We start from the raw sequence: 24,212 nt of genomic DNA, 5'->3' as shown, positions 1-24,212 counted from the left end.
GTCTGAACTTGGCCTTACTTCGGACAGCTTTAGCTCACTTCCTCTAACTGAACTTGAATCTTCTTCGGACAGCATTCCTTTTTTCCACTCAAAGCTTTTTTAATTCCGGGCTGAGCCTGTCACTTTACATCCATCTTCATTTAACTTGTCCAGTTTCTGCTTCCTCACCTTTCGTTTCAGCACTGCTGTAAAACAAAATATAAACTCCCATTTCCCTTATGCCCCCTAATCTTGTGTGATATAATGAAGTTACTAAGCAATCATTACATATAACATTAGATATATTGTTAACCTATTTGTTTATCTGGGGGCGACGTCTTGATCCAATTACAAATTATTGTGACTGGTGAGGTTCAGGGTGTGGGGTATCGGTATTATACTCAAATGAAGGCAATCCAATTTGGCATTACAGGCTGGGTGAAGAATCTGCCGGAGGGCGGCGTGGAAATCCTTGCTTCTGGTTCCAGGCCTGACCTTGAAAAATTCACCGATGAAGTACGAAGGGGCAATCCATTCTCTACTGTTAACCATATTGAAGTGAACGAAACAGAGAAAATCGAAACCTATAAGTCATTTGCGATAAAATATTAGAAAGGCAGAGGAATCATCCTCTGCCTTTCTTGTGTTAAATGTTAGAAATTGATGATTGATCCATCCGGTTCTTTTAAAATAGCCTCCCTCATCTTTTTCAGCTGCGCATCCTCGCTTGGTTTCACCCCTAGAATGGACAGAAGTCCGAGAGAATCCATTACCCCTTCTGTCCATTTTTCAAGCTGAGCTGTCAATGTGGAGTCTGTGGGGCATAATTCATCAAGCATTTTGTTTTCGGACAGCGCCTTGTCGATCAGCTCCAGAGCAAGTTCCTTTGTGATCTCACCATTTCCTGCTTCCAGTTTTTCGCACGCTGTTTTGGCTGTTCCATCCACAACTGACTTCACTGGTTCGGTTACCTTCTTTGCTGTGTCTGTCGTATCCTTGACGACCTCTTGTACCGGTTCCGCCACTTCCCCGACCGTTTTTTCAACTGGAGAGACGACCTTGTCGACCGTTTCTTTGACCGGACTGGTGACCTTAGCAACCGTGTCCTTAAGCGGGTCGGTCACCTTTCCGATGGTGTTCTTCAGAGGATCCGTTACCTTCCCAATTGTTTCATCCAGCGGGTCGATCACTTTGCCAATCGTGTCATCAATTGGATCTGTCACTGCGCCAATCGTGTCACCAATCGGATCTGTCACTTCTTCCAGCAGGTCGTCAGCTGGATCTATAATCGTCCCTACTGTATCTTCAACTGGATCTGCCAGTTCTGCATCCTCTTCACCTTCACATGTCAACGGGAGCTGGCCGCTGGTGATTTTCTCGATTTCTGTCTTCATCTGGCCTAGAGGCATATTCCCGAGCTCCTGTAAAATTTCCAGAGTGCCTGGCTTCTGTACTCCGTCAGTGCCATTCACTGTCTGCAATTTTAGCTTGTCGAGACTGCTGTTTTCTGCGTTCATTGAATGAGCAACCATTGTTACACCTTCAAGGGCGGCATTCGGGATGATTTTTGCAGCATAAACGCATGCACCCTTGAAGGAAATCGCGCTGGCGTCGACCTGCATCCCTTGTATAGTAACTGGTCCACTTGCTTTCATCGTTAGGCTGACCGTCCCTCCTGATGTCTGGAACTGTTTTGTCAGCCTCATGCCGTAAATCTTTGCTGAATCGTAGGTGATCCGCAGCATCGGCCTAGCACTGGTTGAGGAAGTTTCGCCAGCAACCAACGTTGCCTTCATATTTTCGCCAACAACCCGGTCAGCCTGGATGATGAATCCTTCTGCCTCATTGCCGGCTGCATCCGCTTTTTCAATAAAAGGGAAGAATGATAATGCAGCTAGCTGAAGGCACATCACTACTAAAAATATCCGATTCTTCATTTTTTCTCCCCTTTATCCTGTTTTAGCTGGGTGCGTAGCGGCATCTGAAACGGGTGCTCCTGCTGACTCTTCTGCAGGCACCATCCGCCATGCTGTCAGCAAGGCCCCGCCGATGATTCCAAATATCGTTCCGAACAGGAAGCCGCCCAGTGCGCCGATGACAGAAAGAATGGACAAAAAGATGACGATGATGCCCAGCGCTTTAGAGGCACTTGGCAAAAAGAAGGACATCAATCCCATCAGCGTGATCAATCCGCCAAAAAGCAAGCCGATGACGGCCACCGATCCTGGAAGAAAGGTGCTCAAATAGAGATTCAATGGCACCCATAAAATCATCAATCCGCTTAACACGGTTAAAATTGCCCCAAAGAATGGCCGTGTATGTCTCCACTTTTTAAATACCATATTTGTCACCTCGATTATTTCTTATCGATTTTTTCCACTGTCAATTTCATGCCAGCCATATTGATTGTTTCCTGGAATAAGTAATGAGTCTTCAATTTGGCATTTTCAAGGATGATCGTGCTTGATGTCTGCTGGAACTGCTTAGTCCAGTCCGTGCTGTTGTTTTCTGCAAGCGCAAGGTTTTGGAACTTGGCGTTTGCCTCAATCAAGCCAGCATCATGCTGCAGTCCGGAAATCTGTACAGGTTTTGATGCCTGTATTTTGACGCGGATCCACTCCCCGCCTACCTGAAAATCCTTGTATAATTGCAGATTGTCGATGGTCAGTTTCTCAATGATATTCGTCCCCTGTGGTGTAGCGTCTGAACTGCTCGTTTCACCAAGTTTTGGATAGAATTTGTAGCCTTCTCCTTCAAGCTTATCGAACTCAACATAAAAATCTCCTACACCGGCAATCGGGACTGCATAGGCCACACCCGATAAACCGAATGACACCAGTAAAATTCCAAGCGCAAGAAGTCCAGCTGCCAGTGCACCCCAAAAAACCTTCTTATTCGTCTTGCTTTCCATTACGACAGCTCCGTTCAATGAAGCCACCTCCGATTAAATATTTTTAAAATTCTAAATTAATTCCTACTTATAACATATCCCCGAAAAATCAAGCATACAACTCCGAAAAATATCGTTAACAGCGTGTTAACCCCGTTAAATGTCGGGTAAAAAGAATAGACGTACATAAATCTGAATTTTTAAACGAATTATATTTTACCAGAATTTGAGAGTGAGGTTGCCTAATGGAACATAAGATTGAGGATTTGGCCTATAGAGGTTTAGTTCTTTTAAAAGATTGCGAGAAACCGTTTCTAAAAGAATGGGGCCATTTAAAAAAAGACATGAAAGCCTGGCAAAGTGATCTTATATCTGACTTTGAGAGTATGATTGTCTATGGCTTCAACCACCTTTCACGGAACACCTTCGAATCTACAAATGATTTCATTCAGCTATTAGTCCATAAGTGGCAGACACGCCACCCCGAATTCGTCAATGATTTTGACGCCATCTTTCTGGTCAGTGCAGTAGAAAATTTATTTCATAAAATCTTAAAGAGAAAGAATGCCGGATTCCTTGAGCACCAGGCGGTACAGGTCTTTTTTACAAGAATCCTTGATAAGGTCCTGCGGACGCAGCAGCTGGAATACCAGGATGACAAATGGCTGAAGACGATGTTGAAACTTCGTGCTGTACCAAGCAATTGGCTTGCTGTAATCCGCAATGATCAAACGCAATACAAAGTAAACAAAGTCGTCTGTGCTGATGGTGTTACCGTTAACGAACAACTGGTCACCATGTGCGAGGGACTACAAGCTCAACATCCAGCAGACCTGGCAATTGGCCTTTCGAGATTATTGTCACCAGGCGAAGCTCAACCACAAATCATCACCATTCCTTGTCTGACTGAAACGTTGTTAATTTGTATCAAGGATAAAGCGGAGGCCGTCACAGACGAGCAAAAAGAGACGCTGCGAAAAATGTATCTGAAGCAAATGAAGCTGAACCACCTGGAAAGCGAGCTTGAATGGAAGGATGCCACCCTACTTTTTCAACAAGTGCTGATTCAATCTCAAAGTGCTTCCGAAGCTGTTAAAATGATTACCCAGGGCTTGGTTGATTACCTGCCATTTTCACGCTGTGCCCTTTTCATCTATTCCCCTGGTGAGCATAGCGGTGTCGGCGTCCATGCACATAATGTCCATACAGGATCGGTGCAGCATATAAAAGAGAGCATTGCCGAGTTTCCGCTGCTCACAAAATACTTAAAGCATTTCAGTCATTCCAAACCAATATTCATTGAAGATGCAGCTGAAATTTTGCCTGGAAAATACGTCCGCGATTACAGCTTGAAATCATTAGTCGTCCTGCCAATCTATGTTCCGGCTGAAAATAAACTCATTGGTCTCGCCTTGCTTGACCGTGGAGAAAACACATCATTTACCGTCAACAATCAAACGCTCACTGCTCTTATCAAGTTCGGGCAGTATGGCGGTGAATTATTAAATCAATATTATGAAGATGCCGTTCAGCTTTTCGGGGTCCAGCGTGCCGTCCTTACCATTCGGGAGCGCGAGGTGCTGAAACTGATTGCCGAAGGTGCTTCCATCAATGAAGCAGCCGATGCCCTTTACCTCAGTTCTTACACAGTACGGGACTATATTTCCGCCATCATTCAGAAACTTGATGCTAAAAATCGAACCGATGCAGCTGTGAAAGCATTAAAAATGAGATTAATTCAATGAGTAAGAACCTTTGGGCCTCGCCTCACCTAGATGGGCAGGCCCTATTGCTTTTTCCCTGACAATCTCGCAGAATATAAGAGATATCATTTTAGGGGGTACATATAAATGTGGAATGAGTTCAAAAAATTCGCCTTTAAAGGAAATGTGCTGGACCTCGCTGTCGGGGTCATCATCGGGGCCGCGTTCGGGAAAATCGTATCATCACTCGTGGCTGATATTATTATGCCCATCGTAGGACTTGCTACATTTGGTGCTGACCTTTCGGATCTTAAATATAAAGTGATTGCATATGGATCGTTTCTCCAGGCTGTCGTTAACTTTTTCATTACCGCTTTTGCTATTTTCGTGTTTGTGAAGATTATCAACCGCTACAGGAAAAAGGAAGAGGCAAAGCCTGCAGCTCCAACACCTGATGTAAAAGAAGAGCTTTTGAAAGAGATTCGCGATCTTTTAAAAGAAAAAAAACATATTTAAAAATTTTTTCGCAGAGGATGAAACCAGTAGTGCCTGTCACCCGTATACATAATCAAATAACTTGATGAGGTGACATATTAGATGTACGCTTACTCAGATCACTCAATGATGCCATCGGTAATGAGAACTTTCGCTTTTTCCCTGGCAATTGCCTTCATTGGCACAATGGCCGGAGTGTTTGTTCCGCCAGCGCTGTTCCTTCCGCTCGTCATCATTGAAATTGGGATGCTGATAGGAGTGTTCTTTTTACGTAAGAAAAAAGCGATCTCCTATGCATTCCTTTATGCTTTTACGTTCATTTCTGGAATGACGATGTATCCGGTGATTGCCCATTACATTGCGGTATCCGGTGCTAATGTCGTGATCAACGCGCTGGGAGCAACTACTGTTGTTTTCACTGGACTCGCGATTTATGCGACAAAAACGAAGCGTGACCTAAGCTTCCTTGGCGGCATGCTGATGGCAGCCTTGCTGGCCCTGATTGCTGTCAGTATTTTCAACTGGTTCTGGCCGCTTAGCTCGACAGGAATGATGGCATATTCCTTTATTGGAATACTCGTTTTCAGCGGGTATGTATTGTTTGATTTTAACAGGATGAAGCATTATGGCGTTAGTCCAGAAGAAGTTCCTTTGATGGCTCTGAACCTGTATCTGGATTTCATCAATCTTTTCCTATATATCCTGCGTTTCTTCGGGATTCTATCCAGCAATGATTAATACAGTTTAAAAGGCAGCCCCTGGAGGCTGCCTTTTCGCTTATACCAATAATTGGATTCAATACCAACTTTTTATTGAGTTTAAGAAGTTTTCTGTCATTTCACCCGGGTATATATATAGTGCAAGGCCAATACAAAACAAAGAAGGGACTGGTTAAGTTGAAAGACTTTACGGCGACTTCGGAAAATGTCATTGGCTTAGCAAATGGAGGAAGATTTGCGTTGCTATCTCAAGGAACGCTGGTCTTGAATCGATGGACTTAACATCGATTGACACCATTGTTTTTGAATAGCTTGAGCAGGACACTCCTCTAAGTTAGTCCGCAGGATAGAGCAAGGCCAATATTAGTAAGGAAGGGACTGGTTAAGTTGAAAGACTTTACGGCGACTTCGGAATACGTCATTGGCTATGCAAGCGGAGGAAGATTCGCGTTGCTGTCTCAAGGCACGCTGGTCTTAAATCGATACATTTAACATCGATTTACCCAATAGCGCAAATTGAATAGCAACAGAGGAAGACTCCTCCCATCGTCCGTATGTCGGACTCAAAAAAGGTGCAGGCCTAGTGGCCCGCACCTTTTTTGATACAAACGAATAGGAACGCTAAGTTTCATACTTTACGTGATTTACGAGTAAGGGAAGAATTTGCAATTGTATTTTTGTCTATCTTTGAATGTGCTCCCTAAGGTTTACTAGATTCAGACTTCAGGGTATTTAAAAGATATCTTTTACAAGGAGGTTTTAACATGGAAAAAGATCATATGATTAATAAAAATGGCGAAGTGGATACTAGTAAGGTGGATGAAACGCTTGAAAGAATTGATACACAGGAAGCAGATGAAATCCTTGGTGACTTCAATGAGTTCAGAACTTATTTAAGCAAGCGTATTCAGTTAGGCAAAACAGCCGGGTTGAGTGAAGAGCAGCTTGCAAAAACAGCGGAAAAGGTTGCCGATTACCTTGCTGATAACGTAACGCCACGCAATAAAGAGGAGCAGCTTCTTCAGGAGCTTTGGAAAGTTGGCACAAAAGAACAACAGCACGGACTGGCACATATGCTGGTGAAATTGGCTGAATAACTCTCCTTTTTCAGAAAAAAATCCAAAAAAACTGCACCTATCAGGAGGGTGCAGTTTTATTTTGGGCACTTCACCTAGAAGAACCTATCTTTCTTTTTCACTCGCAAGATGTCTCCCATCCAGCCCTTGACCTTCAAATAATAATACAATCCTGCTGTTGAAGCGATTATCAGCACACCTGCGAATACATAGCCAAATTTCCATTCCAATTCTGGCATGACTTTGAAATTCATGCCCCACACCGCGCCCCAGGCGGTAACAGGCGTAAACAGGATGGTCATGACCGTCAGCGTCTTCATGATTTCGTTTCCGCGGTGGGTAGAGACGACTTCTTCAAGATTGATCATCGTATCGATTGCCTGCTGGTATTCACTAAGCAGTGTGCGGATTCGATCGACGCGGGTTACCACCCGGCTGAATTCTGCTTTTTCATGAATGGATTTCCCATAAGCTTCCTCAGCTATGAATTTCAATTCCACAATTGGGATGACTAGGTTTTTCCAAATAAGAAGTTCATGACGACTTTCATAGATTCTCTCGAGGATTTCGAGATTATTATGTTCCTTCATTTCCCATAATAGATCATGAAGCCGCTCTTCATATCCATCTATTTTCTGCAAATAGCTTGATAAAATTTCACCCAGCAGAATAAAGAAGCCCTCAATAGCATTTTCTGCCTGGTCCATTTGTTTATGCACACCTATTGAGTTCGTGTTGAGGATGGTAAAATCAAAATCCACAGTGATGAAAAAGTCTTTGCTAATATAAAAATGGAAGATGTTCTTCTCGCCCTTCTCCTCGATATCCTGTTGATATATCAGTGAGCCCCAGATATACTCTTCTCCCCTTTCCTGTGTGTTTAACTCAAGAAGGTTCGATTTATTGTCTTCTATATTTTCGTACCATTTTTCACAGGAAGGTTTTCTTGAGACGAACTCTTTAATCTCCTGCTGGTCTTCTTTCCCAGATTCAAACCAAGTCCATTTTTTATCATTAAATGTATGCCGCAATGGCCTCAGACCTTTCATAGGATAATCAAATATTACTCTTCCCTCTATATACTTGTTTGAAACCGTCACACTAATACTTGCCAGGCTTTCCATATTAAAAATGTTTTTGATTTTTATAGAGCGGGTAAATAAAAGTAGAAGCAATAACAAAGGTGAAAACACTTAGGAGGTTTTAATGATGCAAACCAAAACTAAAAACGCAGTCATGTTGGGAGTAGGAGCCGCTGCATTATGGATGGCCATGAAACCAGAAAATAAAGCGAAACTTACCGAGATGGCAACACAGGTAAAAGAAAAGGTCATGCCATCGAAAACCGATGTGATTCCAGTACAAAAAGCCGGAAATCCTGACCCATTGGACGTTGAAGACAACAAAATGGTCAGCGAAGGCGCAATGTACGGAGTCAACTACTACAACGAGAATCTTCAAGAACAACGATAACCATGTCCGGGGAATGGCTTCCCCGGTCTATTTTTTGTTTAATTCATGTCTTCACAATCAATACTAGATAGTGAGAGGAGGAATGGAGATCATGGGTATTCTCTTTATATTCATCTACCTGTTCATCGTGTTTACGGTCATCGAAATTAACACATCGATATTTGTTGCGACTGGCCTGGAACGTAAAATCGCCCGGTTCCAGGTCATTTCCATGCTCACCGGCACAGGTTTTACCACTGGAGAATCCGAATTGATCATTGACCACCCTGTCAGGAGAAGGCTGGGTGCCTTTTTGATCCTGTTTGGAGCATTCTCGCTTGCGGTAATCATTTCTGCCATCAGCAATCTATTGACAGATAATTTTTATACAATGGAAATCGCCTATATTGCCGTAGGGCTATTGGTCTTGTTGCTAACTTTAAGGGCGCCTGCGGTCCAGCATCTGATGGGCGGGAAGATGAAAAGTGAGTTAAAGGAAAATTATGAGCTGGCAGACCTGCCAATCAGTGATGTACTTCTCATGGATGAAGAAGATGAGGTTAGAGAGATTGTGATAAGTAAAGACTCTTTTTTTGCAGATAAGACATTCGAGGAAATTGTGGAAAAAGAGGATGATATCATTCTTTTATTCATAAAAAGAGGGGAAATCAATATCCGCAACAAAGCTTATGAGACAAAAATTGAGCCTGGTGACAAACTGATTGTCTACGGAAATAACCCTCAAATTGAGGAAAAATTCAAAAAGGCCTGACCTTATGGTTGTTGGTATCAACCACGGGTCAGGCATTTCTTATTTTCGCGAAGCTCCGCAATCCCTTCCTTGCATACTCCATATTGCAGCCATGAACAGTTCTTGCAAAGCTCATCCAAGTCATTGGGTTCAACCTTTGCTGCGGTCCAATTTACCAACTCAGACTTCAAATAACGCTCTCCAGGCACGAGGCCCAAATGGCGGATGACTTTCCCATCCATCGATAGAACATGCTCATTGGATCCTTCGCTTGCCTCACAAATCTCAAGGCCCCGATGAGGACAGGACATGCATGCATCATCGAACGCAGCAACTACCTTTATGTAAAAATCCTGCTCCGGGTCACGTATATGATTTACGATGCTTTCCATCTTCTTCACAAACTCTGGACTGTAGCCCATCCCCCTGAAACCATGCACGCAGAGGAGATGGTGCCCTCTCAAAACTTTTTCCACACCATCACTCCTGAAAAATTAATCTGTTTTATTAATTCTGCAAAAGTCCTTGTAATCCTTTTAATATCTGGAATCTTTGATTGGGCTCTTAGCAAACCAGGTGATGCCGATTTTCTTGCAAATCGTCAGGTAATGCAGCATCAGGATCACCATACTGCCTGTATTCATGCCGACAATGACTCCTTCCATCCCCCAATCCGGCCTTGAGCCAACCAGATAGATCAGCGCAAAGGTAACAATCGTTGCATAGACAGAATGGATAAAGGCATCCTTCACCAAACCGAGGCCGATTAAATAAGCCTGCATTGGGATGGTGAAATAATGAAACAGAAAGTATGGCGCAAGCAGCTGCAAAAAAACGGCCGCTTGTTTCGAATGGAAAAAGGTCATTGTCAATGGCTCGGCCAGAAAATAAAAGGCCGTGACCGCCGGCAATCCATAAAGCAATGTCAAAAGCATCACCTGCTGCAGCAATTTTTGCAGCTTGAAGAATTCTTTTTCTGCATAGGCCTTTGACACAGTTGGAATCAAGATGATCAGGAATGAATGAGCAATGAATGCCGGGAAGAATCCAATCGTCATGGCAATTCCCGCCATCATCCCGAATTGTTCTGTCGCCATTTCAGAAGATAACCCTGCACTGACAATCGCAAATTTTATCAGAAATGGCTGAACGGCATGCGTCAGTGAATGAAAAATCCTCAGTCCTGTCGTCGGCACAGAGACCTCAACAAGACTCTTCCTTACCTCCCGCCCGCTAACATGCTTACCTGGCACACGTTTGATGCTTTGATAGGACATAATGAAGTAGTGTAATAGATATAGAAAGACGACGAGTTCACTTCCGGCCAGTGTGCAAAAAGCAACAAGGAGAGCCGTTTCACTGCCAAACTCAAAGAACTGAAAAAGAGCTGAAAGCAGGATGAGCTGGACAGCTCTTCTCACAAAATGGGATATCGCGATTTTCCCCATATCCTGTTTTCCCATGAAAAATCCCCTGGCGATCGCGGTAATCGTCATCACGGGTATAAGCGACAGCACGACCCATTTGAGCAAAGGATGGTAATCATTGAACACTGGAATGATCGGAAGCACAATCGCCGCGGCAATCAGCAAAACCGTAGTGAATACCACTGCCAGCCTGATGGCATGGCTGATCATGCTCCGGTGGTACGACTCATCCTTCTCCGCGATCATCTTGGAAATCGATACCGGCAGCTCAAAGCTCGCAAGCATCATGATCAAGAAAATCGTCGGCAATATCGTCATGTAATGCCCCATCCCGCTTTCCCCGAGCTCCCTTGCCAGGATCATATTGACGAGGAACTCTACCACCTCTCCAAGAAAAGTAGCAACCACGAGGATCGACATCCCTTTTAAAAAAGTATTCATAGCTTCTCTCCCAATCCGACTCATTTACTCCTATATACATATGAGACAAGTCCGGACAATATGTAGAGGTAAATTTTGAGCTGTTTGTTGAGGCTCCTTCATCATTTGGGGAGTGGAATTTTAAAGCGGGATTTTCTTATTTATGTTGGTAGCAAAATTCCTCTTTATAGTGAGTTTTTCATTTTAAATGTGTAATTCTTATCGTTATATAGCGGGATTTTCAGTTTTATAATGAATTTTCAATTGTTTTAATATGGGGATTTCTTTTTATATAGCGAGTTTTTCATTTTTATAGCGACATTTTTTCTTTTATAGCGAGTTTCTACTTTTTATAGCGACTTTCTCTTTTATATAGCGAGTTTTCAATTTTTATAGCGAATTGGAAAATCCAGCGTGTTTTTCCCAGTAAAATAAAGGAAGAACTGCCTTATAAGCAGTTCTTCAACTTTTATTTATGATATTTCCTCGAGCTTGGAATACAGCTGGTTTCGTTTTGTCTCTAGAGCTTCTTTTTCCGCATGGAGCTCCTGGAGCAATGCGAGATCGGTCATTGCGGACATTTGCTGATCGAGCGCGGCAATGGATTGTTCATGAATTTCAATTTCTTCGAACAAAGCTTCCTCGTTAGGAGCAGCAAAAGGTTCTTTAACTTTTTCCTGTGTAATTGCAGGCTTTACAGGTTGCTGTGGAGCTGGAGCCGCAGCCCCGGAGTACTTCCGTTTCTCCGCCAGCTTCACTCTGGCACGGTCATAATCCCCTTCGACTTCCGTCAACTCTCCGCCCTCCAGCCAGTAAATTTTATCAAACAGCTTATTCAAGAAATAACGGTCATGCGAGACAGCCAGGAGTGTACCTTCGAAACCGTCCAGCGCACTCTCAAGTACTTCTCGTGAATCAATATCGAGATGGTTCGTCGGCTCATCAAGAATCAGGAAATTGAGATCCTGGTGCATCAGCTGGGCAAGGCGCAGCCTCATTCGTTCGCCCCCGCTCAGCTGGGTAACTTTTTTGAAAACAGATGGGCCATAGAACAGGAATCCTGCAAGAACATTCCTGGCCTCTCCCTCATTCATGACCACCTCGTTCCGGAAGGCATCAAGCACTGTCCCATCCTGGCTGGATAGCTCCATATGCTGTGACAGGTACCCAATTTTAACATTGCTGCCTTTTCGGACTTCACCCTGGTCTGGTGCAAGGTCATCTTGGATAAACTTCAGCAATGTCGTCTTGCCTGAACCATTTTCGCCGACTATCGCTGCACGATCCTGATAATGAAGCTGGAGATTGACTTTGGAGAACAGCTCCCTTCCGCCAAATGATTTCTCGACATCCTTGAAGACCAGTACATCTTTACCACTGCGTGCTCCTGTCTCCAGTTCGAAATTCATTTTCTTCCTGTTTAAAACTGGACGGTCCAGCTTTTCCATCCTGGCAAGCGCCCTCTCCATGTTCGTAGCCCTTTTATGGAGAGCAGCACTCGGCGGGTTCGCTCTATTCGCCCAGTCACGCAGACGCTTGATTGCCTCTTTCATTTTCTTGATTTTGCGCTGCTGTTCCTCAAACGCCTGGAATTCACGCAGTAATTTAGCCTCTTTTTCTTTGATGAAACCTGAGTAATTGGCATGATAAAGATCGATCTCGCCATCCTCCAGGTCAAGGATTTTCGTCGCCGTTTCGTCGAGGAAATAACGGTCATGTGAAATAATCACAACAGTACCATCGTATTCCTTCAGAAACTCAGCCAGCCACTCGGCTGCCATAATATCAAGATGGTTGGTCGGTTCATCAAGAAGCAACAATTCTGGATTTCGCAACAAACTCAACCCTAGACCTACCTTGGTTTTCTCGCCGCCGCTAAGGCTGTTGAAGTTCGAGTCGAGCATGCCCTCTATGTTCAAGCCGTTAGCTATGCGGTCAATATTGGCGTCCATTTCATAACCGCCACCGAGAGAAAACTTCTCCTGGAAAACACCATACTTTACAAGCAATTTTTCTAGCTTACTTGAATCTTCGCCCGCTTCTGCCATTTCATTTTCAAGCTGCTTCATCTCAGCCTGAACCTCCAGCAACTCGTCAAAGGCCGTTTGCAGAACATTTCTGGCGGTCATCCTTTCACCATAATTCGGAATCTGAGCAAGATAGCCGATTTTCAAGCCTTTCTTCCAGTGAATCTTTCCTTGATCCGCTTCCTCTATGCCAGCAATCAGCTTTATTAACGTTGTCTTGCCGCACCCATTTGGTCCTACCAGCCCCACCCGGTCCTTCTCGTTTATTTCAAAAGACAAATCCTCAAAAATCAGATTGCCTCCGTACATTTTGCTTATATGGTTAATGCTGCATGCTATCATTATAATTTCCTCCTATTAACGATCCCCCTTTTCAGCTAATGCACCCGGTCTAAAAAAAACACAAAAAAGCCAGGGCAGATGGCTCTGCTCCTGGCTTTTGCAACTTGCATGAATAGAAAAGGAGGGCAAAGAGCCCTCCCCATTCACCGTAGCTTGCAATTAAGCGGGAAAAGAGATGATCCTACCGTTTGTATTTGATATTGAGCTGTTAAAAAAGGGCATACGTGTCCCGTTGGCAGCTGCAATCGCAAATTTTGCACGACAAAAATATAGGAATTCATTCCAAAATCCGCGTACAAAAACAGTCTGGATCATCTCTTCTCACCTCCGTTCAATAATAATTAGTTTTATTTTACAACCATCATTATATTTTAGCAAGTTTTTCCTAATACGATAATTTATCCCTGTTAATCAAACGTTTGATTGTATCCTCTTCAAAACTGCCACAATAGGCTTTTATCAATTTTTCCCATACTGATATTCTTGTGGATAAAGCGTTTAAGCAGGCTTGACCCGCGGGTAATGGATAACTAATGAAGGAGTGGGTGACAAATGCTTAAACAACTGGAACTTTCTGATTACCAGCTCTGGATGTGCAAAAAGATAAAAGAAAAGTTAGCTGAAAAGCATAACTATATAAATAGCGCTTCCCATTATCCAAATGAGTTTGAAGAACGGGAAGTCATATCCATAGCCTTAAGCGAAATGCTTATGAAATTAGATGTAATCGACAAAAAAGCGAATTAGTTTGACCGGGGGCCATTGGCCTCTTTTTTGTTTTATGAATCAAAATGAATCCTTTTTTCTCAACTCCGCAAGGATCTCAGTCAGTAATGCTTCCTGTCGTTTCGTGCTCGTTACAAGCATGACAAATAGCACAATAAGGACGATTGGCAATCCTACCGACAACAAAATACCTACCAATCCAAACACACCAAATAACGGCTCCATGCAGAAAACCTCCCCGTGTTATTTTACGATTGAATGCCTGAATGCATAGATGACTGCCTGGGTGCGGTCCTGCACCTGAAGCTTGCTTAGTATATTGCTGACATGTGTTTTCACGGTCTTCAAGGCGATGAATAGTTCGTCGGCGATTTCCTGATTTGTCTTTCCTTCGGCAATCAGCTTCAATACTTCCATTTCTCGCTCTGTCAGCTCTTCATGCAGCTCAACATTGTTTTTCTGGCGCATTTTCATCATCATTTTGCCTGTCACTTCCGGTTCGAGAACAGGCTGACCAGAGTATGTAACTCTTACCGCATCTGCTATTTCACTGGCTTTCGATGTTTTCAGCATATAACTCGTCGCCCCAGCTTCAAGCGCAGGATATACCTTTTCATCATCAAGGAAGCTCGTTACAATGATGATTCTCGCTTCAGGCCACTGCTCGATGATCTGCTTTGTCGCCTCGATTCCGTCCATCTCTTTCATGACCAGGTCCATCAGGACGATATCAGGCCGCAACTCAAGAACCATTTCGACACCTGTTTTGCCATTATCCGCCTCTCCGATCACTTCAATATCAGGCTGGGCTGATAAATACGACGAAACTCCAATCCGCACCATTTCATGGTCATCCACAAATACAACTTTAATCATTCTTCTCACCCGCCACCATTAAAATTGGAACCTTAACCTCAAGCCTGGTCCCTTTATTTTCTACACTGACAATCTTCAATGTCCCGCCGATTTCCCCGGCACGCTCGTGCATATTCTGGAGGCCATATGATCCTGCTTTTGCTTCTTCTACGTTAAAACCGATACCATCATCGACAACGCGCATGATCACCTTATCATCGCGCTTGATCAACAATACTTCCAACTCTTCTGCCTTACCATGGCGTAGCGTATTAGAGACAGACTCCTGGAGGATGCGGAATAGATGGTCCTCGACCCCCTTATCCAACGGGAATGGCTCCACCTTCCACTTTATATTCATGGTGACTTTCTGTCTTAATTCGATTAATAGTTCCTCGATTCCTTCCTGCAAGCTTTTCCCTTTCAAAGCGACTGGCCTCAGGTGCAGAAGGAGCGCCCTCATTTCAAGCTGCGATTGATGGATCATTTCCTCGACCATTTTCAGCTGCTTTGTTTCACGCTCATTCTCGGAAGGTGCTTTCGTTTCATTGATCGCAGACATCAGCATCGAGGCGGCAAAAAGCTGCTGGCTGACAGAATCATGCAGTTCGCGCGCTAGCCTGTTGCGCTCCTGAGAAATAATTTCCTGAATGCGCGACTCTTGTTCCTCTGCTTTTTCAGTCGCAAGACGCTGTGACAGCATCGCTTTTTCAGAAATCTGCTTATGAAGCTTGCTGACTCTTTTCGAAATCGAAGAGATTTCCGCGTATGCCTGATTGAGTTCAATTTCGGGTTCCTGACCTTCCTCCAGCTGAAAAAGCCAGTTGTCGACAGTCCCGAATTGCTTCCTCCAGTACGTGCCTGACGCCATACCAAAAGCAACGCCCAGCACGACGCTAATGCTGAACGTGAAAATGATGAACGGGATATCCATCAGTTCCCGATACCACAAATCAGAAAGCTTCGCGACCGGAAAAACGAGTACAAAAGACAAAGTCACCGCGATGAATAAAATAATACCGAGTGTTAATCCCCATAAGATTTGGCGCATGGCTGTCGTCATATGCGTTTCACCTCGATATTACCAACAAGCATCGAGGTGAAAATTTTCACTTTTTGCTCTGCCTCTTCATAGCCTGGAGTCTGCACATATAAATTCTGGTTCAGCGCCCTTCCTTCCTCATGCTCAAATACTTCAGCAGACCCTAGTACTGACGAGTGTCTGAGGGTGACTTCCAAATCATATGGGACATACACTTTTACATTCCCAATAACATTTCGGATGAAAATGACGGTTTCATCCTTAGGCAGCACGGTCAGGCTTAGATCGATCACACTATCGCCAACCCCCGTCTGGATATTGACATCATTCCACTCATACACATGTGATGGTGTTTCCTGATGTCCAAACAAACGATTTTTAAAAAGAGGAGTCTTTTCAATCAGCATTTCCTTCCTGTTCTCTATTTCAGGCTCCTGTAAAACTGGCGTGATCACTTCAGGCTTCTTTTTCGACTGTGCGAATTGATAGGCAAGATAAATCAGGACGGCCAATAAGAAAAACCGGAACGTCATCATACTGAAGACACTGCTCAGGAAAAAGAACAAACCTGCCCAAAATAAGAATTTCCCGGATTTCTTCGGCATTAATGAGCGGCCAAAGTAAACCATCGCTCCGCTTGCCAGAAGGGAGAAAATCAGTCCTTCGTTAAAAAATGAAACTTCGAGCAATAGCAATATAAGTCCAGTAATCACAATCCAGCTGACATAATCATTTTTCATGTTGTTCAACATGCTGTTTCCTCCCTTCCTCTAGCTTTTTAAAAATTGGAATACATGATAGAGGATTTTTATTATGAAGTCTTTTCGAGGTGATATCCCAAAAGGCGCAGCTGCCTGCGCCTCTTAAGAATACCATGTTTTGCCTATTAAATAGAATGTGTTTCTTTACTTTTAAATTCTTTTTCCAGCTGGGCAATCCTGCTGTCGATTGTATTGCGGTTGTAAGTGCTGTTCACTTTCTCCTCTAGCTGGTCAAGATAAGTTTCCATCTCTGTGAATCTTGAGTATGCTTTATCGGAGTACGCACCGTTATCCAGTACCTGGTCCATTCGATGATGGGCTCTTGTTACATTCTCACGGCCCATCAATTCAAGACGGCGGATGTGCATATCTTTCAATTTATGCTTCATCTCTTCATATTTCCGCTCGAGCTCGAGCTGCTGTTTCACACCATTTTCCATGGCTTCCTTCAGTCTGGCTGCGCGCTCTTCATACTGTGCCTGCTCCTGCTGAGCAAACTCCTGAAGATCATTTTCACCTGCTCGCATCGCCACCTCTGATTGATACTTCCTTTTTTCAGCCATTTCAAGGGCTTGCTGATGTTCCCGGGCAAACTGTTCCTTTAACTGTCCCTGGCGCTCAAGCAGCTTTCTGACCTTTTCTGTTTCGTTTTCACATTCTCGAAGATATTGATTCAGCAGAGCAATCGGATTTTTCTTTTCCTTCTGATCAAGTGCCTCGTGAAGGTCTGCCATTACTGTGTTTTTGATTCTTGTCAATAGATTTGCCATTTAAGATCTCTCCTTTTTTGATAAGCGCAAGCGCCTTGGTCAGCTCCGACAAGCGCTGGAGGGCCGACCAGTGAAGTCGTTCTTTGACTTCATTGGGCGGACCGAAGCGACTCGAGGGGCTAGGCGCTGGAGCTAGATAGTTTTCAAATTGAAGTACATTCATTTTATTTTTGTGGATTTATTTGTTATTTGTTATTCAATTGTGCCCATTGCTTTTCGAAGTTGACGAAAGGATCGTCGTCTTCGCGAATCACATCTTCTTTTTTATCCCAATTCTTGTATACAAGGTACAGGACATAAGCAGCTGCGATTGCCAGGATGGCTGGTACGTTTGAAGCAGTCGCCATCAGGATGATGAAGCCCGCGATTCCCCAGCCGACTTTCGCGGCAGTTGAATCTGTCTTTAAAAATTGCTTGACGACGAAGTATAGCACCAGCAAGCTGACCCCAAGTCCGACAAGCGGGCCAAGGTTTGATATCAGTACCATGGCAGCAATGAAACCGGCAACCAGTAAACCAAATTTTTTCATGTTCAATTCCTCCTTATCTCTTATGATTACATCTTACCTTTCTGGCTAAAATTCAATAACGTGCCTGAGCTTGATTTTGGAGTAGGACCTGAGGCTTAGCTGCGTACCGGTCCATGGGATTCAACCGCAGCAACAAAAATAACCCGGCGTCCATCGACCGGGTTATTTCCATTCGAACTATTTATTTTGCGATGAACATTTGCGTCCAATAGTGGCCATAATTGCCGCCCGTTGCATGTCCAACACCGATATGTGTGTATGTAGGACTAAGGATATTTTTACGGTGGCCTGGACTATTCATCCATGATTGTACTACTTCATTTGCTGTCCGCTGGCCGGCAGCAATGTTCTCTCCAGCACTGCGATAGTTGATTCCGAAATTCTTCATCATCGTGAACGGGCTGCCGTATGTTGGGCTTGTATGGGAGAAATAATTTTTGTCTCTCATATCAGCAGATTTATATCGTGCAACCCTGGAAAGCTGCCAGTCAGCAGCTAGCGGTTTCAGGCCATTCTTGGCTCGCTCCTGATTAGTCAGCTGGATTACCTGGCTTTCAATACTCTTCGTTGCTCTTATAGTAGGGATATTTACCTTCTGTCCAGGATAAATCAAATCCGGATTTTTAAACTGCGAGTTGGCAGCGATGATTTCAGAAAGGCCAATCTGGTACCTGACTGATATTTTCCATAAAGTATCACCTGGCTGTACTGTGTGGACCTGCTGTGCGGACGAAAGGGTTGGAAGAGCCATTACCATCAATAAAAGAGCTAAAAGTATTTTCTTGAACATATTCAATCCTCCTCACCTGATAGGATGAGAAAAACCCAAGAAATTATACTTTATTAATTTTTCATAAGAAAACATCACAAGAACGCTGCATATAGTTTATTCAAGGGAGGAATGCAAAGTATGGGCTATCTTTGGGTGATGACCATTGGTTTTGTCATTTGTCTCGGTTTAATGGGCGGTACGTTAATGTTCTTTATAAGATCTGCTTTTAATTACGATGATGTGAGCCGGGTTGATTTGCTGGATAGCAAGCGAGAAGAGTAAGTTGTAGAATACCAAAAGGCTGCCAGGATGAACTGGCAGCCTTTTTACAATGGCATGGTTTTTAAAAGTTAAAAGTCGCGTGTGTTATCAAAACGAGTGTTGGCAGGGTTGTCCGAAGTCAGTGGTGCATCGACTGGGTCTACATTCCTTGTGCCGTCAATCGCTGTAGCATTATCATTCAGGCCGACTCTGTTTTCGTCACGTTCGACAACTACAAGAATCTTACCTTCTTTTACATAGCCTTCGTAACGTTCCGCTTCATCTTCCGGAATGCCCATACCGATCAGTGCTCCGGCTAATCCGCCTGCACCTGCGCCTACTGCTGCACCTGTAAGTGTCGCAGCGATTGGACCCGCAGCTACGATTGGACCAATACCAGGAATCGCTAGCGCACCGATGCCTGCCAATAATCCAGTAAGGCCGCCTAGTACGCCGCCTGTTGCTGCACCTGCAGCCAGACCTTCCTCCGTCTTTGTACCGGTTGCTTCATTGACATCGTGAATCTCATCTTCATTCTTGCTGATAACAGAGATGTCATCAGTTGAGTATCCCTGTCTTTTCAGGTCCTCAACAGCCTGGATTGCGTCTTGCTCGTTATCATATACTCCTACAAGATGTTTTTCATGTTCAAACATAATAAAAGCCTCCTTTAGACGAGTAGTCCCTTTAAAAATACCCGCATACAAGAGGCGTAAACCTTATGTCGAACGATAAATTGGACATTCTCTTTCATCATTAAGTTGGTTTTTGTGTAGGCATGAGAAATCATAAGCGGAGTTTTTCCGGCTTTGTCTAAACAAGAGGCTTATAAATGATAAATAAAAGGAGGTATTCCGGTTAACTGCTACAAATAAGAAAGAATCCAGTGTTTTTGGTTAAATAAACAGAAAAACGACCCTTATTCATGTGAAAATAAGAGTCGTTTCCAATTTAAGCGAAAATTTTCCGTTTATTTTTCAGAAACTGTAAAATCATCATTCCATTTACATAGCCTATTATCAACATTATATGGAGCTCATGTTATTTTTCAACTGCCGCAGACAGTGCTGATTCAAATTGCTGAATGATATCCTCGCTATTTTCGATTCCAACTGAAATCCTGACTAGTCGATACGTGATTCCAAGCTCTGCCTGTGCCTCCGGCGGCAGCGCGCGATGGGAAGTTTTCAGTGGATGGGAGACAGTCGTTTCGACTCCCGCAAGTGTTGGTACAATTTTAACCCAACCTAGCGATTTGAAAAATTGATCTGCATCCACATGTTCTGCGAGTTCAATACTTACGATGGCACCGAATCCTTTTTCACCTTCAGTGAATGGATAATAAACCTTTGCGACATTCTTATTTTCTTTCAGACTGTCAGCCAGCTTTCTGGCATTCTCTGATTGAGCCTTCATCCTCAACCCAAGGGTTTTCAGTCCCCTGCAGGTGAGCCACGCTTCAAACGGACTGAGGTTCGCACCGAGGTTCACGATTCTTGCGCGTGCTTCCGCAATCAGTTCCTTCTTGCCAACGACTACACCCGATGTGACATCACTGTGGCCGCCAATGTATTTGGTCGCACTGTGGACAACCAGTTCAGCTCCGAGTGTGAACGGGCGGACATGCAGCGGCGTAGCGAATGTATTATCCACCAAAACAATGAGATTTCTTTGCTTGGCAAGCGAGATGACCTCCTCCAATTTTTCCACACGAAGAAGCGGATTTGTGATGGACTCAGTATATAGAAGCTTCGTATTCGGTCGGATTGCCTGTTCTACATTTTGCAAATCCGCAAACGCTACAAAAGTCGTCTCGATTCCAAAGCGTTCCAGCTCAGCCTTCAGCATATGGAAACTCCCGCCATAAACATCATCAGCCGCCACAATATGGTCACCGCTTTTCACCACTGCCAGGACACCCGCTAAAATGGCAGCCAGCCCTGATGAAGCCGCCACTCCATCTTCTGCATACTCAAGCGCTGCTACAGCTTGACCCAGTTCATCCGTATTCGGGTTGCCAACCCTGGAATACAAATAATTCCCTTCTCCCTGATAAAAGCCCTCCAGCTCATCAAGATCATTGAATGTAAAAGCTGACGTCTGATAAATCGGGGTAGCCTTGCTTTTAATACCCTGTTGCTTCGTATGTACTGAATGCAATACTTCTGTTTCAAACTTTTTAGCCATCTTGTCACCTGCTTTTAGAATTCGTAGTCGTATGGTAAAACATTATAAAAAAACCTCTCCATTTAGGAGAGGTTAAGTTCAATCAGCCTCTCTTATCTTCAGACTGCAATCTTCAGGACTCAGCACTTTTCATCTAAAAAGATGAGGTAGCCGCGCTTCAAAGGGCCTGTCCCTCCGCCGCTCTGGATAAGAGTTATTTCGAGTTTGAAAATAATTTTTTAATAGCTGAAGTATACCAGCATCGCCGGCTTTCCGTCAATGAGGGTTCACACAGTGTGTCTGATGGATTAACCACTGACATTGTATGCTTAACCCTTGCGTTTCAGTTGCACTCAGCTAATCAATCTTCCGGATCGCTGTCAAGCAAGTCCCACGGCGTGATCACGCCAATTGGCTTCCCGTGCCGGTCACCGGTTTCCGTGATGATGACGGCCTGCAGTTTTTTCCCTCTTGTATGGTAACGCTCAAATAACTCTTCAATATGATACAAAGATGCATCCTCATCGACAAAGGTCACAAAGTAATTTTTCCCCTTCGTCAAAAGCTCTTTGACCCTCACGTCCTCAAAATGCACGACGCTATCTGAAAAATGCTTCGCCATCCACTGGATGATTTCCGTTGAAGTCAGCAAGGCAATATATTTATCATCCTTGTCATAGACAGGGAATCTTGTGAAATCAAACTTATTGATCACCTTTAGAACATCTTTAAGATACGCATCTTCATAATAATAAAACACAGGGCTGGTCGCGATCGATAACGCTGTCTGCGGCTTCTCGAACTCCCTGCATATCTCCTCGATCCGTTCAACCACTTCGATATGAGGCTCGGCGATATAATAATCCGCGTTCACCCGCTCATGGACAATCGCATTGCGAAGCTTCGCAAACTGATGAAGCTCACTTTTATATTTACGCACTAATGAATGATTTTTATAGCCTGAATACAGCAGCTCGACAAACGCATCACTGTCCGTTCCCTTCACCATTTCTTTCAACGCTTTATGAATCCTGTTAAAAGCTGTCTCGAACTTTCCGGATTGCTCCTTATGTTTTACCTCATGCTCCTCAGAAGCATTGGTGCCTGATTCGGGATTCCTTCCATCATCATTTCCACGCTTTTTCCCATTCCCATTATTGGATTGTTGAGAAGATGGTTTCCCATTACCGTTTTTGCTTTTGGATTGATTGGAGGATGAGTTACCATTACTGTTTTTTAATTGTTCTTCAGATGAGGAACTCTTCCCGCGGCTGGTCTGCTTGTTGTCTGATTTAGCTTTTGACGGCGAGTTGCCGTTTCCTTTTCCAGCTGAATTGGATGAATCCGCACTTTCGTTGTCTTTTTTACCAGGGTGCTTTTGTTCCTTTTCATCAACTCGCTTCAGCCTATTTTCATCTGACACTTGCTGCTTAGGATTTGTACGAAGATATGACTTTTTATTTTTCCCAGCCTGTTTTTTTGAACCTGACTGATGATTGGATCTATGTTTATTCTGAGTATTTTTAACCAAGATAGCCCCTCCGTAATTTCAAATAACTTCCCCTTCTCCTTACCCCATTTACCACTTTTACTAATCATGGATATATAATGTAAAAATTCCAGATGAACTTTAAGTTTGATACAATAAGTATAGTACATACATTACTAATTCATAGATGTTTATTTTTTATAGAAAAGGGATTGATATTCAGTGGCAGCAACGAAGAAAAAAAGGGTAGTCAAAGAGGTCACACAGCTTGTGACTATTACAATTGGGGCGATTATCGCGGCTTTTGGGCTCGACCTGTTCCTGGTTCCTAATGCGATTCTTGATGGAGGGGTCATCGGGCTTTCCATCATCGCAGCAGAACTGACGAACATTTCGATGAGTATTTTCCTGATTGTGTTCAACCTCCCATTCCTGTATATCGGATATCGGAGGATGGGATTGAAATTCACGCTTCGCACTTTGTATGGAGTCATCATTTTATCAGGCGCGACCGCTTATTTACATCACTTTGAACCAGTTACGGATGATTTGTTTTTGGCAACGATCATCGGCGCAGTTATCTTAGGTACAGGTGTCGGTTTGGTCATCCGCGCAGGCGGAGCACTGGACGGAACGGAAATCATCGCAATCCTTGTCAGCAAAAAGCGCACCGTCTCTGTCGGACAAATCGTCATGATCATGAACCTATTCATCTTCATTTTAGCCGCCCTGCTCGTGTTCAGCTGGGAAACAGCCATGTACTCTATCATCACCTATTTCATCGCCTTCAAGATGATCGATGTCGTCGTCGAGGGCATGGAAGAGCTAAAATCCGTCACGATCATTTCCGATGTTCCTGAAGAAATTGCCGAAGCCTTGCTTAAGCAATTAGGCCGAGGCATGACCTACATCCAGGGCCAGGGCGTTTTTTCAAGTGAGCCTAAGAAAATCATCTACACCATCGTCAGCCGGATTGAATTATCCACACTGCGCTCCGTTGTCGATGATATTGATCCGAATGCTTTAGTCGCGATTGAAAATGTCGCTGATGTTTCCGGAAGCAACTTTGATAAGAGCGGCGGGCATTGATTAAACATGATGGATGAGCGGTTGGTCGATAAAATCTGAAATGTGGTCGATATATCCTTAAAAGTGGTCGATATATCTTAAAATGTGGTCGATATATCTTAAAATGTGGTCAAAATAATTAAAAATCCGCCAATATATTTCGAAATGTGGTCGAAATATCTTCAAATGTCGTCGCATAATTTATTTTTTCGCCAATAAGTTCTTGATTAGTCTTTGTCTACGAGTGTTTCTCATGCAATTGTTAGTATTTCCACCAATATTTGATGTGATTTTATCGATTTTCAATGTAAAAAGTGCCCTGGCGAAGAATCGCCGGGGCACTTTGCTGTTAATCAATCGGATTGTTGAATTTCTTTTCTTTCTGGCCAGTTGTGAATTCTACTAGTTCTTCAGGAGTATTGTTGCCCTTTTTCTTGTTGTTGTTGCGCTGGGCGTTTCCGTTGCCTAGCTTTTGTTTGCCCATTCTACCT

29 protein-coding genes and 1 riboswitch are annotated in these 24,212 nt (G+C 43.7%); of the genes, 10 read left to right on the top strand and 19 right to left on the bottom strand.

All coding sequences use genetic code 11. The annotated features are described in order from the left end of the window. The first annotated feature begins 318 nt into the window (after window positions 1–318). On the top strand, window positions 319–591 hold the full coding sequence (locus LGO15_RS04510) for an acylphosphatase (protein ID WP_226086915.1): 273 nt from the start codon (window positions 319–321) through the stop codon (window positions 589–591). A gap of 41 nt (window positions 592–632) precedes the next feature. Here the strand turns inward: LGO15_RS04510 and LGO15_RS04505 are convergent, their stop codons facing one another. The 3 genes from LGO15_RS04505 to LGO15_RS04495 are packed head-to-tail and all read right to left on the bottom strand — an operon-like array spanning window position 633 to window position 2,908. Next, window positions 633–1,916, bottom strand: a complete 1,284-nt coding sequence (locus LGO15_RS04505; protein ID WP_226086914.1) for a hypothetical protein — start codon at window positions 1,914–1,916, stop codon at window positions 633–635. Window positions 1,917–1,928: 12 nt separating this feature from the next. Further along, window positions 1,929–2,321 (bottom strand): DUF6114 domain-containing protein, encoded by a 393-nt coding sequence (locus tag LGO15_RS04500; protein ID WP_167833892.1) that lies wholly within the window; start codon window positions 2,319–2,321, stop codon window positions 1,929–1,931. A 14-nt stretch (window positions 2,322–2,335) separates the two neighbouring features. Continuing rightward, window positions 2,336–2,908 carry a DUF6230 family protein gene (locus tag LGO15_RS04495; RefSeq protein WP_167833891.1) on the bottom strand — a complete coding sequence of 191 codons (573 nt, stop codon included), beginning with the start codon at window positions 2,906–2,908 and terminating at the stop codon, window positions 2,336–2,338. A 206-nt stretch (window positions 2,909–3,114) separates the two neighbouring features. Here LGO15_RS04495 and LGO15_RS04490 point away from each other — a divergent pair, with 206 nt between their 5' ends. From LGO15_RS04490 to LGO15_RS04475, 4 genes are all read left to right on the top strand, one after another. Then, window positions 3,115–4,614 carry a LuxR C-terminal-related transcriptional regulator gene (locus tag LGO15_RS04490; protein WP_226086913.1) on the top strand — a complete coding sequence of 500 codons (1,500 nt, stop codon included), beginning with the start codon at window positions 3,115–3,117 and terminating at the stop codon, window positions 4,612–4,614. Window positions 4,615–4,719: 105 nt separating this feature from the next. Next, window positions 4,720–5,088: a large-conductance mechanosensitive channel protein MscL gene (gene mscL / locus LGO15_RS04485; RefSeq protein ID WP_167833889.1), complete on the top strand. Its 369-nt coding sequence runs from the start codon at window positions 4,720–4,722 to the stop codon at window positions 5,086–5,088. An 81-nt stretch (window positions 5,089–5,169) separates the two neighbouring features. Then, entirely contained in the window at window positions 5,170–5,805 is a 636-nt protein-coding gene (locus LGO15_RS04480) for a Bax inhibitor-1/YccA family protein (RefSeq protein ID WP_226086912.1), read from the top strand. 745 nt (window positions 5,806–6,550) lie between these two features. Beyond that, on the top strand, window positions 6,551–6,883 hold the full coding sequence (locus LGO15_RS04475) for a DUF3243 domain-containing protein (RefSeq protein ID WP_167833887.1): 333 nt from the start codon (window positions 6,551–6,553) through the stop codon (window positions 6,881–6,883). Between the two features lie 74 nt (window positions 6,884–6,957). Here LGO15_RS04475 and LGO15_RS04470 read toward each other — a convergent pair whose 3' ends face one another. After that, on the bottom strand, window positions 6,958–7,893 hold the full coding sequence (locus tag LGO15_RS04470) for a magnesium transporter CorA family protein (protein WP_226086911.1): 936 nt from the start codon (window positions 7,891–7,893) through the stop codon (window positions 6,958–6,960). Window positions 7,894–8,068: 175 nt separating this feature from the next. Between LGO15_RS04470 and LGO15_RS04465 the strand changes: the two genes are divergently transcribed. After that, window positions 8,069–8,335, top strand: a complete 267-nt coding sequence (locus LGO15_RS04465; RefSeq protein ID WP_226086910.1) for a hypothetical protein — start codon at window positions 8,069–8,071, stop codon at window positions 8,333–8,335. A gap of 91 nt (window positions 8,336–8,426) precedes the next feature. Next, the gene (locus tag LGO15_RS04460) at window positions 8,427–9,086 is read left to right on the top strand and encodes a TrkA C-terminal domain-containing protein (protein ID WP_167833886.1); all 660 of its coding nucleotides are present in this window, start codon (window positions 8,427–8,429) and stop codon (window positions 9,084–9,086) included. 17 nt (window positions 9,087–9,103) lie between these two features. Here LGO15_RS04460 and LGO15_RS04455 read toward each other — a convergent pair whose 3' ends face one another. The 4 genes from LGO15_RS04455 to LGO15_RS24290 form a co-directional block, all read right to left on the bottom strand. Continuing rightward, window positions 9,104–9,487 (bottom strand): DUF1284 domain-containing protein, encoded by a 384-nt coding sequence (locus tag LGO15_RS04455; protein ID WP_413231391.1) that lies wholly within the window; start codon window positions 9,485–9,487, stop codon window positions 9,104–9,106. A 114-nt stretch (window positions 9,488–9,601) separates the two neighbouring features. Beyond that, window positions 9,602–10,933: a polysaccharide biosynthesis protein gene (locus LGO15_RS04450; protein WP_226086908.1), complete on the bottom strand. Its 1,332-nt coding sequence runs from the start codon at window positions 10,931–10,933 to the stop codon at window positions 9,602–9,604. A gap of 452 nt (window positions 10,934–11,385) precedes the next feature. Then, the gene (gene abc-f / locus LGO15_RS04445) at window positions 11,386–13,281 is read right to left on the bottom strand and encodes a ribosomal protection-like ABC-F family protein (protein WP_226086907.1); all 1,896 of its coding nucleotides are present in this window, start codon (window positions 13,279–13,281) and stop codon (window positions 11,386–11,388) included. 159 nt (window positions 13,282–13,440) lie between these two features. Next, window positions 13,441–13,596: an RAxF-45 family protein gene (locus tag LGO15_RS24290; protein ID WP_318999822.1), complete on the bottom strand. Its 156-nt coding sequence runs from the start codon at window positions 13,594–13,596 to the stop codon at window positions 13,441–13,443. 237 nt (window positions 13,597–13,833) lie between these two features. Between LGO15_RS24290 and LGO15_RS04440 the strand changes: the two genes are divergently transcribed. Beyond that, complete coding sequence (locus LGO15_RS04440) at window positions 13,834–14,028, top strand: hypothetical protein (protein ID WP_167833882.1); 195 nt, start codon at window positions 13,834–13,836, stop codon at window positions 14,026–14,028. Window positions 14,029–14,067: 39 nt separating this feature from the next. Here the strand turns inward: LGO15_RS04440 and LGO15_RS04435 are convergent, their stop codons facing one another. The 7 genes from LGO15_RS04435 to safA all read right to left on the bottom strand — a co-directional run bounded on the left by LGO15_RS04435 (window position 14,068) and on the right by safA (window position 18,755). After that, complete coding sequence (locus LGO15_RS04435) at window positions 14,068–14,232, bottom strand: hypothetical protein (RefSeq protein ID WP_167833881.1); 165 nt, start codon at window positions 14,230–14,232, stop codon at window positions 14,068–14,070. 18 nt (window positions 14,233–14,250) lie between these two features. Next, window positions 14,251–14,883, bottom strand: coding sequence for a response regulator transcription factor (locus LGO15_RS04430; RefSeq protein WP_167833880.1), 633 nt, complete (start codon window positions 14,881–14,883; stop codon window positions 14,251–14,253). Continuing rightward, entirely contained in the window at window positions 14,876–15,925 is a 1,050-nt protein-coding gene (locus LGO15_RS04425; protein WP_226086906.1) for a sensor histidine kinase, read from the bottom strand. Before LGO15_RS04425 ends, LGO15_RS04430 begins: the two co-directional genes overlap by 8 nt. Beyond that, the gene (gene liaF / locus LGO15_RS04420; RefSeq protein WP_226086905.1) at window positions 15,922–16,656 is read right to left on the bottom strand and encodes a cell wall-active antibiotics response protein LiaF; all 735 of its coding nucleotides are present in this window, start codon (window positions 16,654–16,656) and stop codon (window positions 15,922–15,924) included. The genes LGO15_RS04425 and liaF overlap by 4 nt, the downstream gene beginning before the upstream one ends. 134 nt (window positions 16,657–16,790) lie before the next feature. After that, entirely contained in the window at window positions 16,791–17,435 is a 645-nt protein-coding gene (locus LGO15_RS04415) for a PspA/IM30 family protein (RefSeq protein ID WP_167833877.1), read from the bottom strand. A gap of 185 nt (window positions 17,436–17,620) precedes the next feature. Continuing rightward, window positions 17,621–17,965, bottom strand: coding sequence for a lmo0954 family membrane protein (locus LGO15_RS04410; RefSeq protein ID WP_226086904.1), 345 nt, complete (start codon window positions 17,963–17,965; stop codon window positions 17,621–17,623). Between the two features lie 181 nt (window positions 17,966–18,146). Next, complete coding sequence (gene safA, locus LGO15_RS04405) at window positions 18,147–18,755, bottom strand: SafA/ExsA family spore coat assembly protein (protein ID WP_226086903.1); 609 nt, start codon at window positions 18,753–18,755, stop codon at window positions 18,147–18,149. Between the two features lie 120 nt (window positions 18,756–18,875). On the opposite strand from safA, the gene LGO15_RS04400 reads away from it, so the two are divergent. Then, window positions 18,876–19,019, top strand: coding sequence for a hypothetical protein (locus LGO15_RS04400; RefSeq protein WP_226086902.1), 144 nt, complete (start codon window positions 18,876–18,878; stop codon window positions 19,017–19,019). Between the two features lie 68 nt (window positions 19,020–19,087). Here the strand turns inward: LGO15_RS04400 and LGO15_RS04395 are convergent, their stop codons facing one another. The 3 genes from LGO15_RS04395 to LGO15_RS04385 all read right to left on the bottom strand — a co-directional run bounded on the left by LGO15_RS04395 (window position 19,088) and on the right by LGO15_RS04385 (window position 22,695). Next, window positions 19,088–19,654, bottom strand: a complete 567-nt coding sequence (locus LGO15_RS04395; RefSeq protein ID WP_167833874.1) for a YflT domain-containing protein — start codon at window positions 19,652–19,654, stop codon at window positions 19,088–19,090. 385 nt (window positions 19,655–20,039) lie between these two features. Continuing rightward, complete coding sequence (locus LGO15_RS04390; protein ID WP_226086901.1) at window positions 20,040–21,185, bottom strand: trans-sulfuration enzyme family protein; 1,146 nt, start codon at window positions 21,183–21,185, stop codon at window positions 20,040–20,042. Between the two features lie 89 nt (window positions 21,186–21,274). Continuing rightward, window positions 21,275–21,378: riboswitch (SAM riboswitch) on the bottom strand. A 147-nt stretch (window positions 21,379–21,525) separates the two neighbouring features. Further along, window positions 21,526–22,695: a CBS domain-containing protein gene (locus LGO15_RS04385; RefSeq protein ID WP_226086900.1), complete on the bottom strand. Its 1,170-nt coding sequence runs from the start codon at window positions 22,693–22,695 to the stop codon at window positions 21,526–21,528. A gap of 180 nt (window positions 22,696–22,875) precedes the next feature. Between LGO15_RS04385 and LGO15_RS04380 the strand changes: the two genes are divergently transcribed. Then, complete coding sequence (locus LGO15_RS04380) at window positions 22,876–23,742, top strand: YitT family protein (RefSeq protein WP_226086899.1); 867 nt, start codon at window positions 22,876–22,878, stop codon at window positions 23,740–23,742. 328 nt (window positions 23,743–24,070) lie between these two features. Here the strand turns inward: LGO15_RS04380 and LGO15_RS24135 are convergent, their stop codons facing one another. Further along, the gene (locus LGO15_RS24135) at window positions 24,071–24,205 is read right to left on the bottom strand and encodes a hypothetical protein (RefSeq protein WP_260983522.1); all 135 of its coding nucleotides are present in this window, start codon (window positions 24,203–24,205) and stop codon (window positions 24,071–24,073) included. Window positions 24,206–24,212 lie beyond the last annotated feature (7 nt).

It is taken from the genome of Mesobacillus sp. S13 (assembly GCF_020422885.1).
In the GTDB taxonomy this organism is placed as follows: Bacteria; Bacillota; Bacilli; order Bacillales; family Cytobacillaceae; genus Mesobacillus; species Mesobacillus selenatarsenatis_A.
Note: the sequence above shows the minus strand (reverse complement) of the source record. Positions and strands in the feature narration are given on the sequence as shown.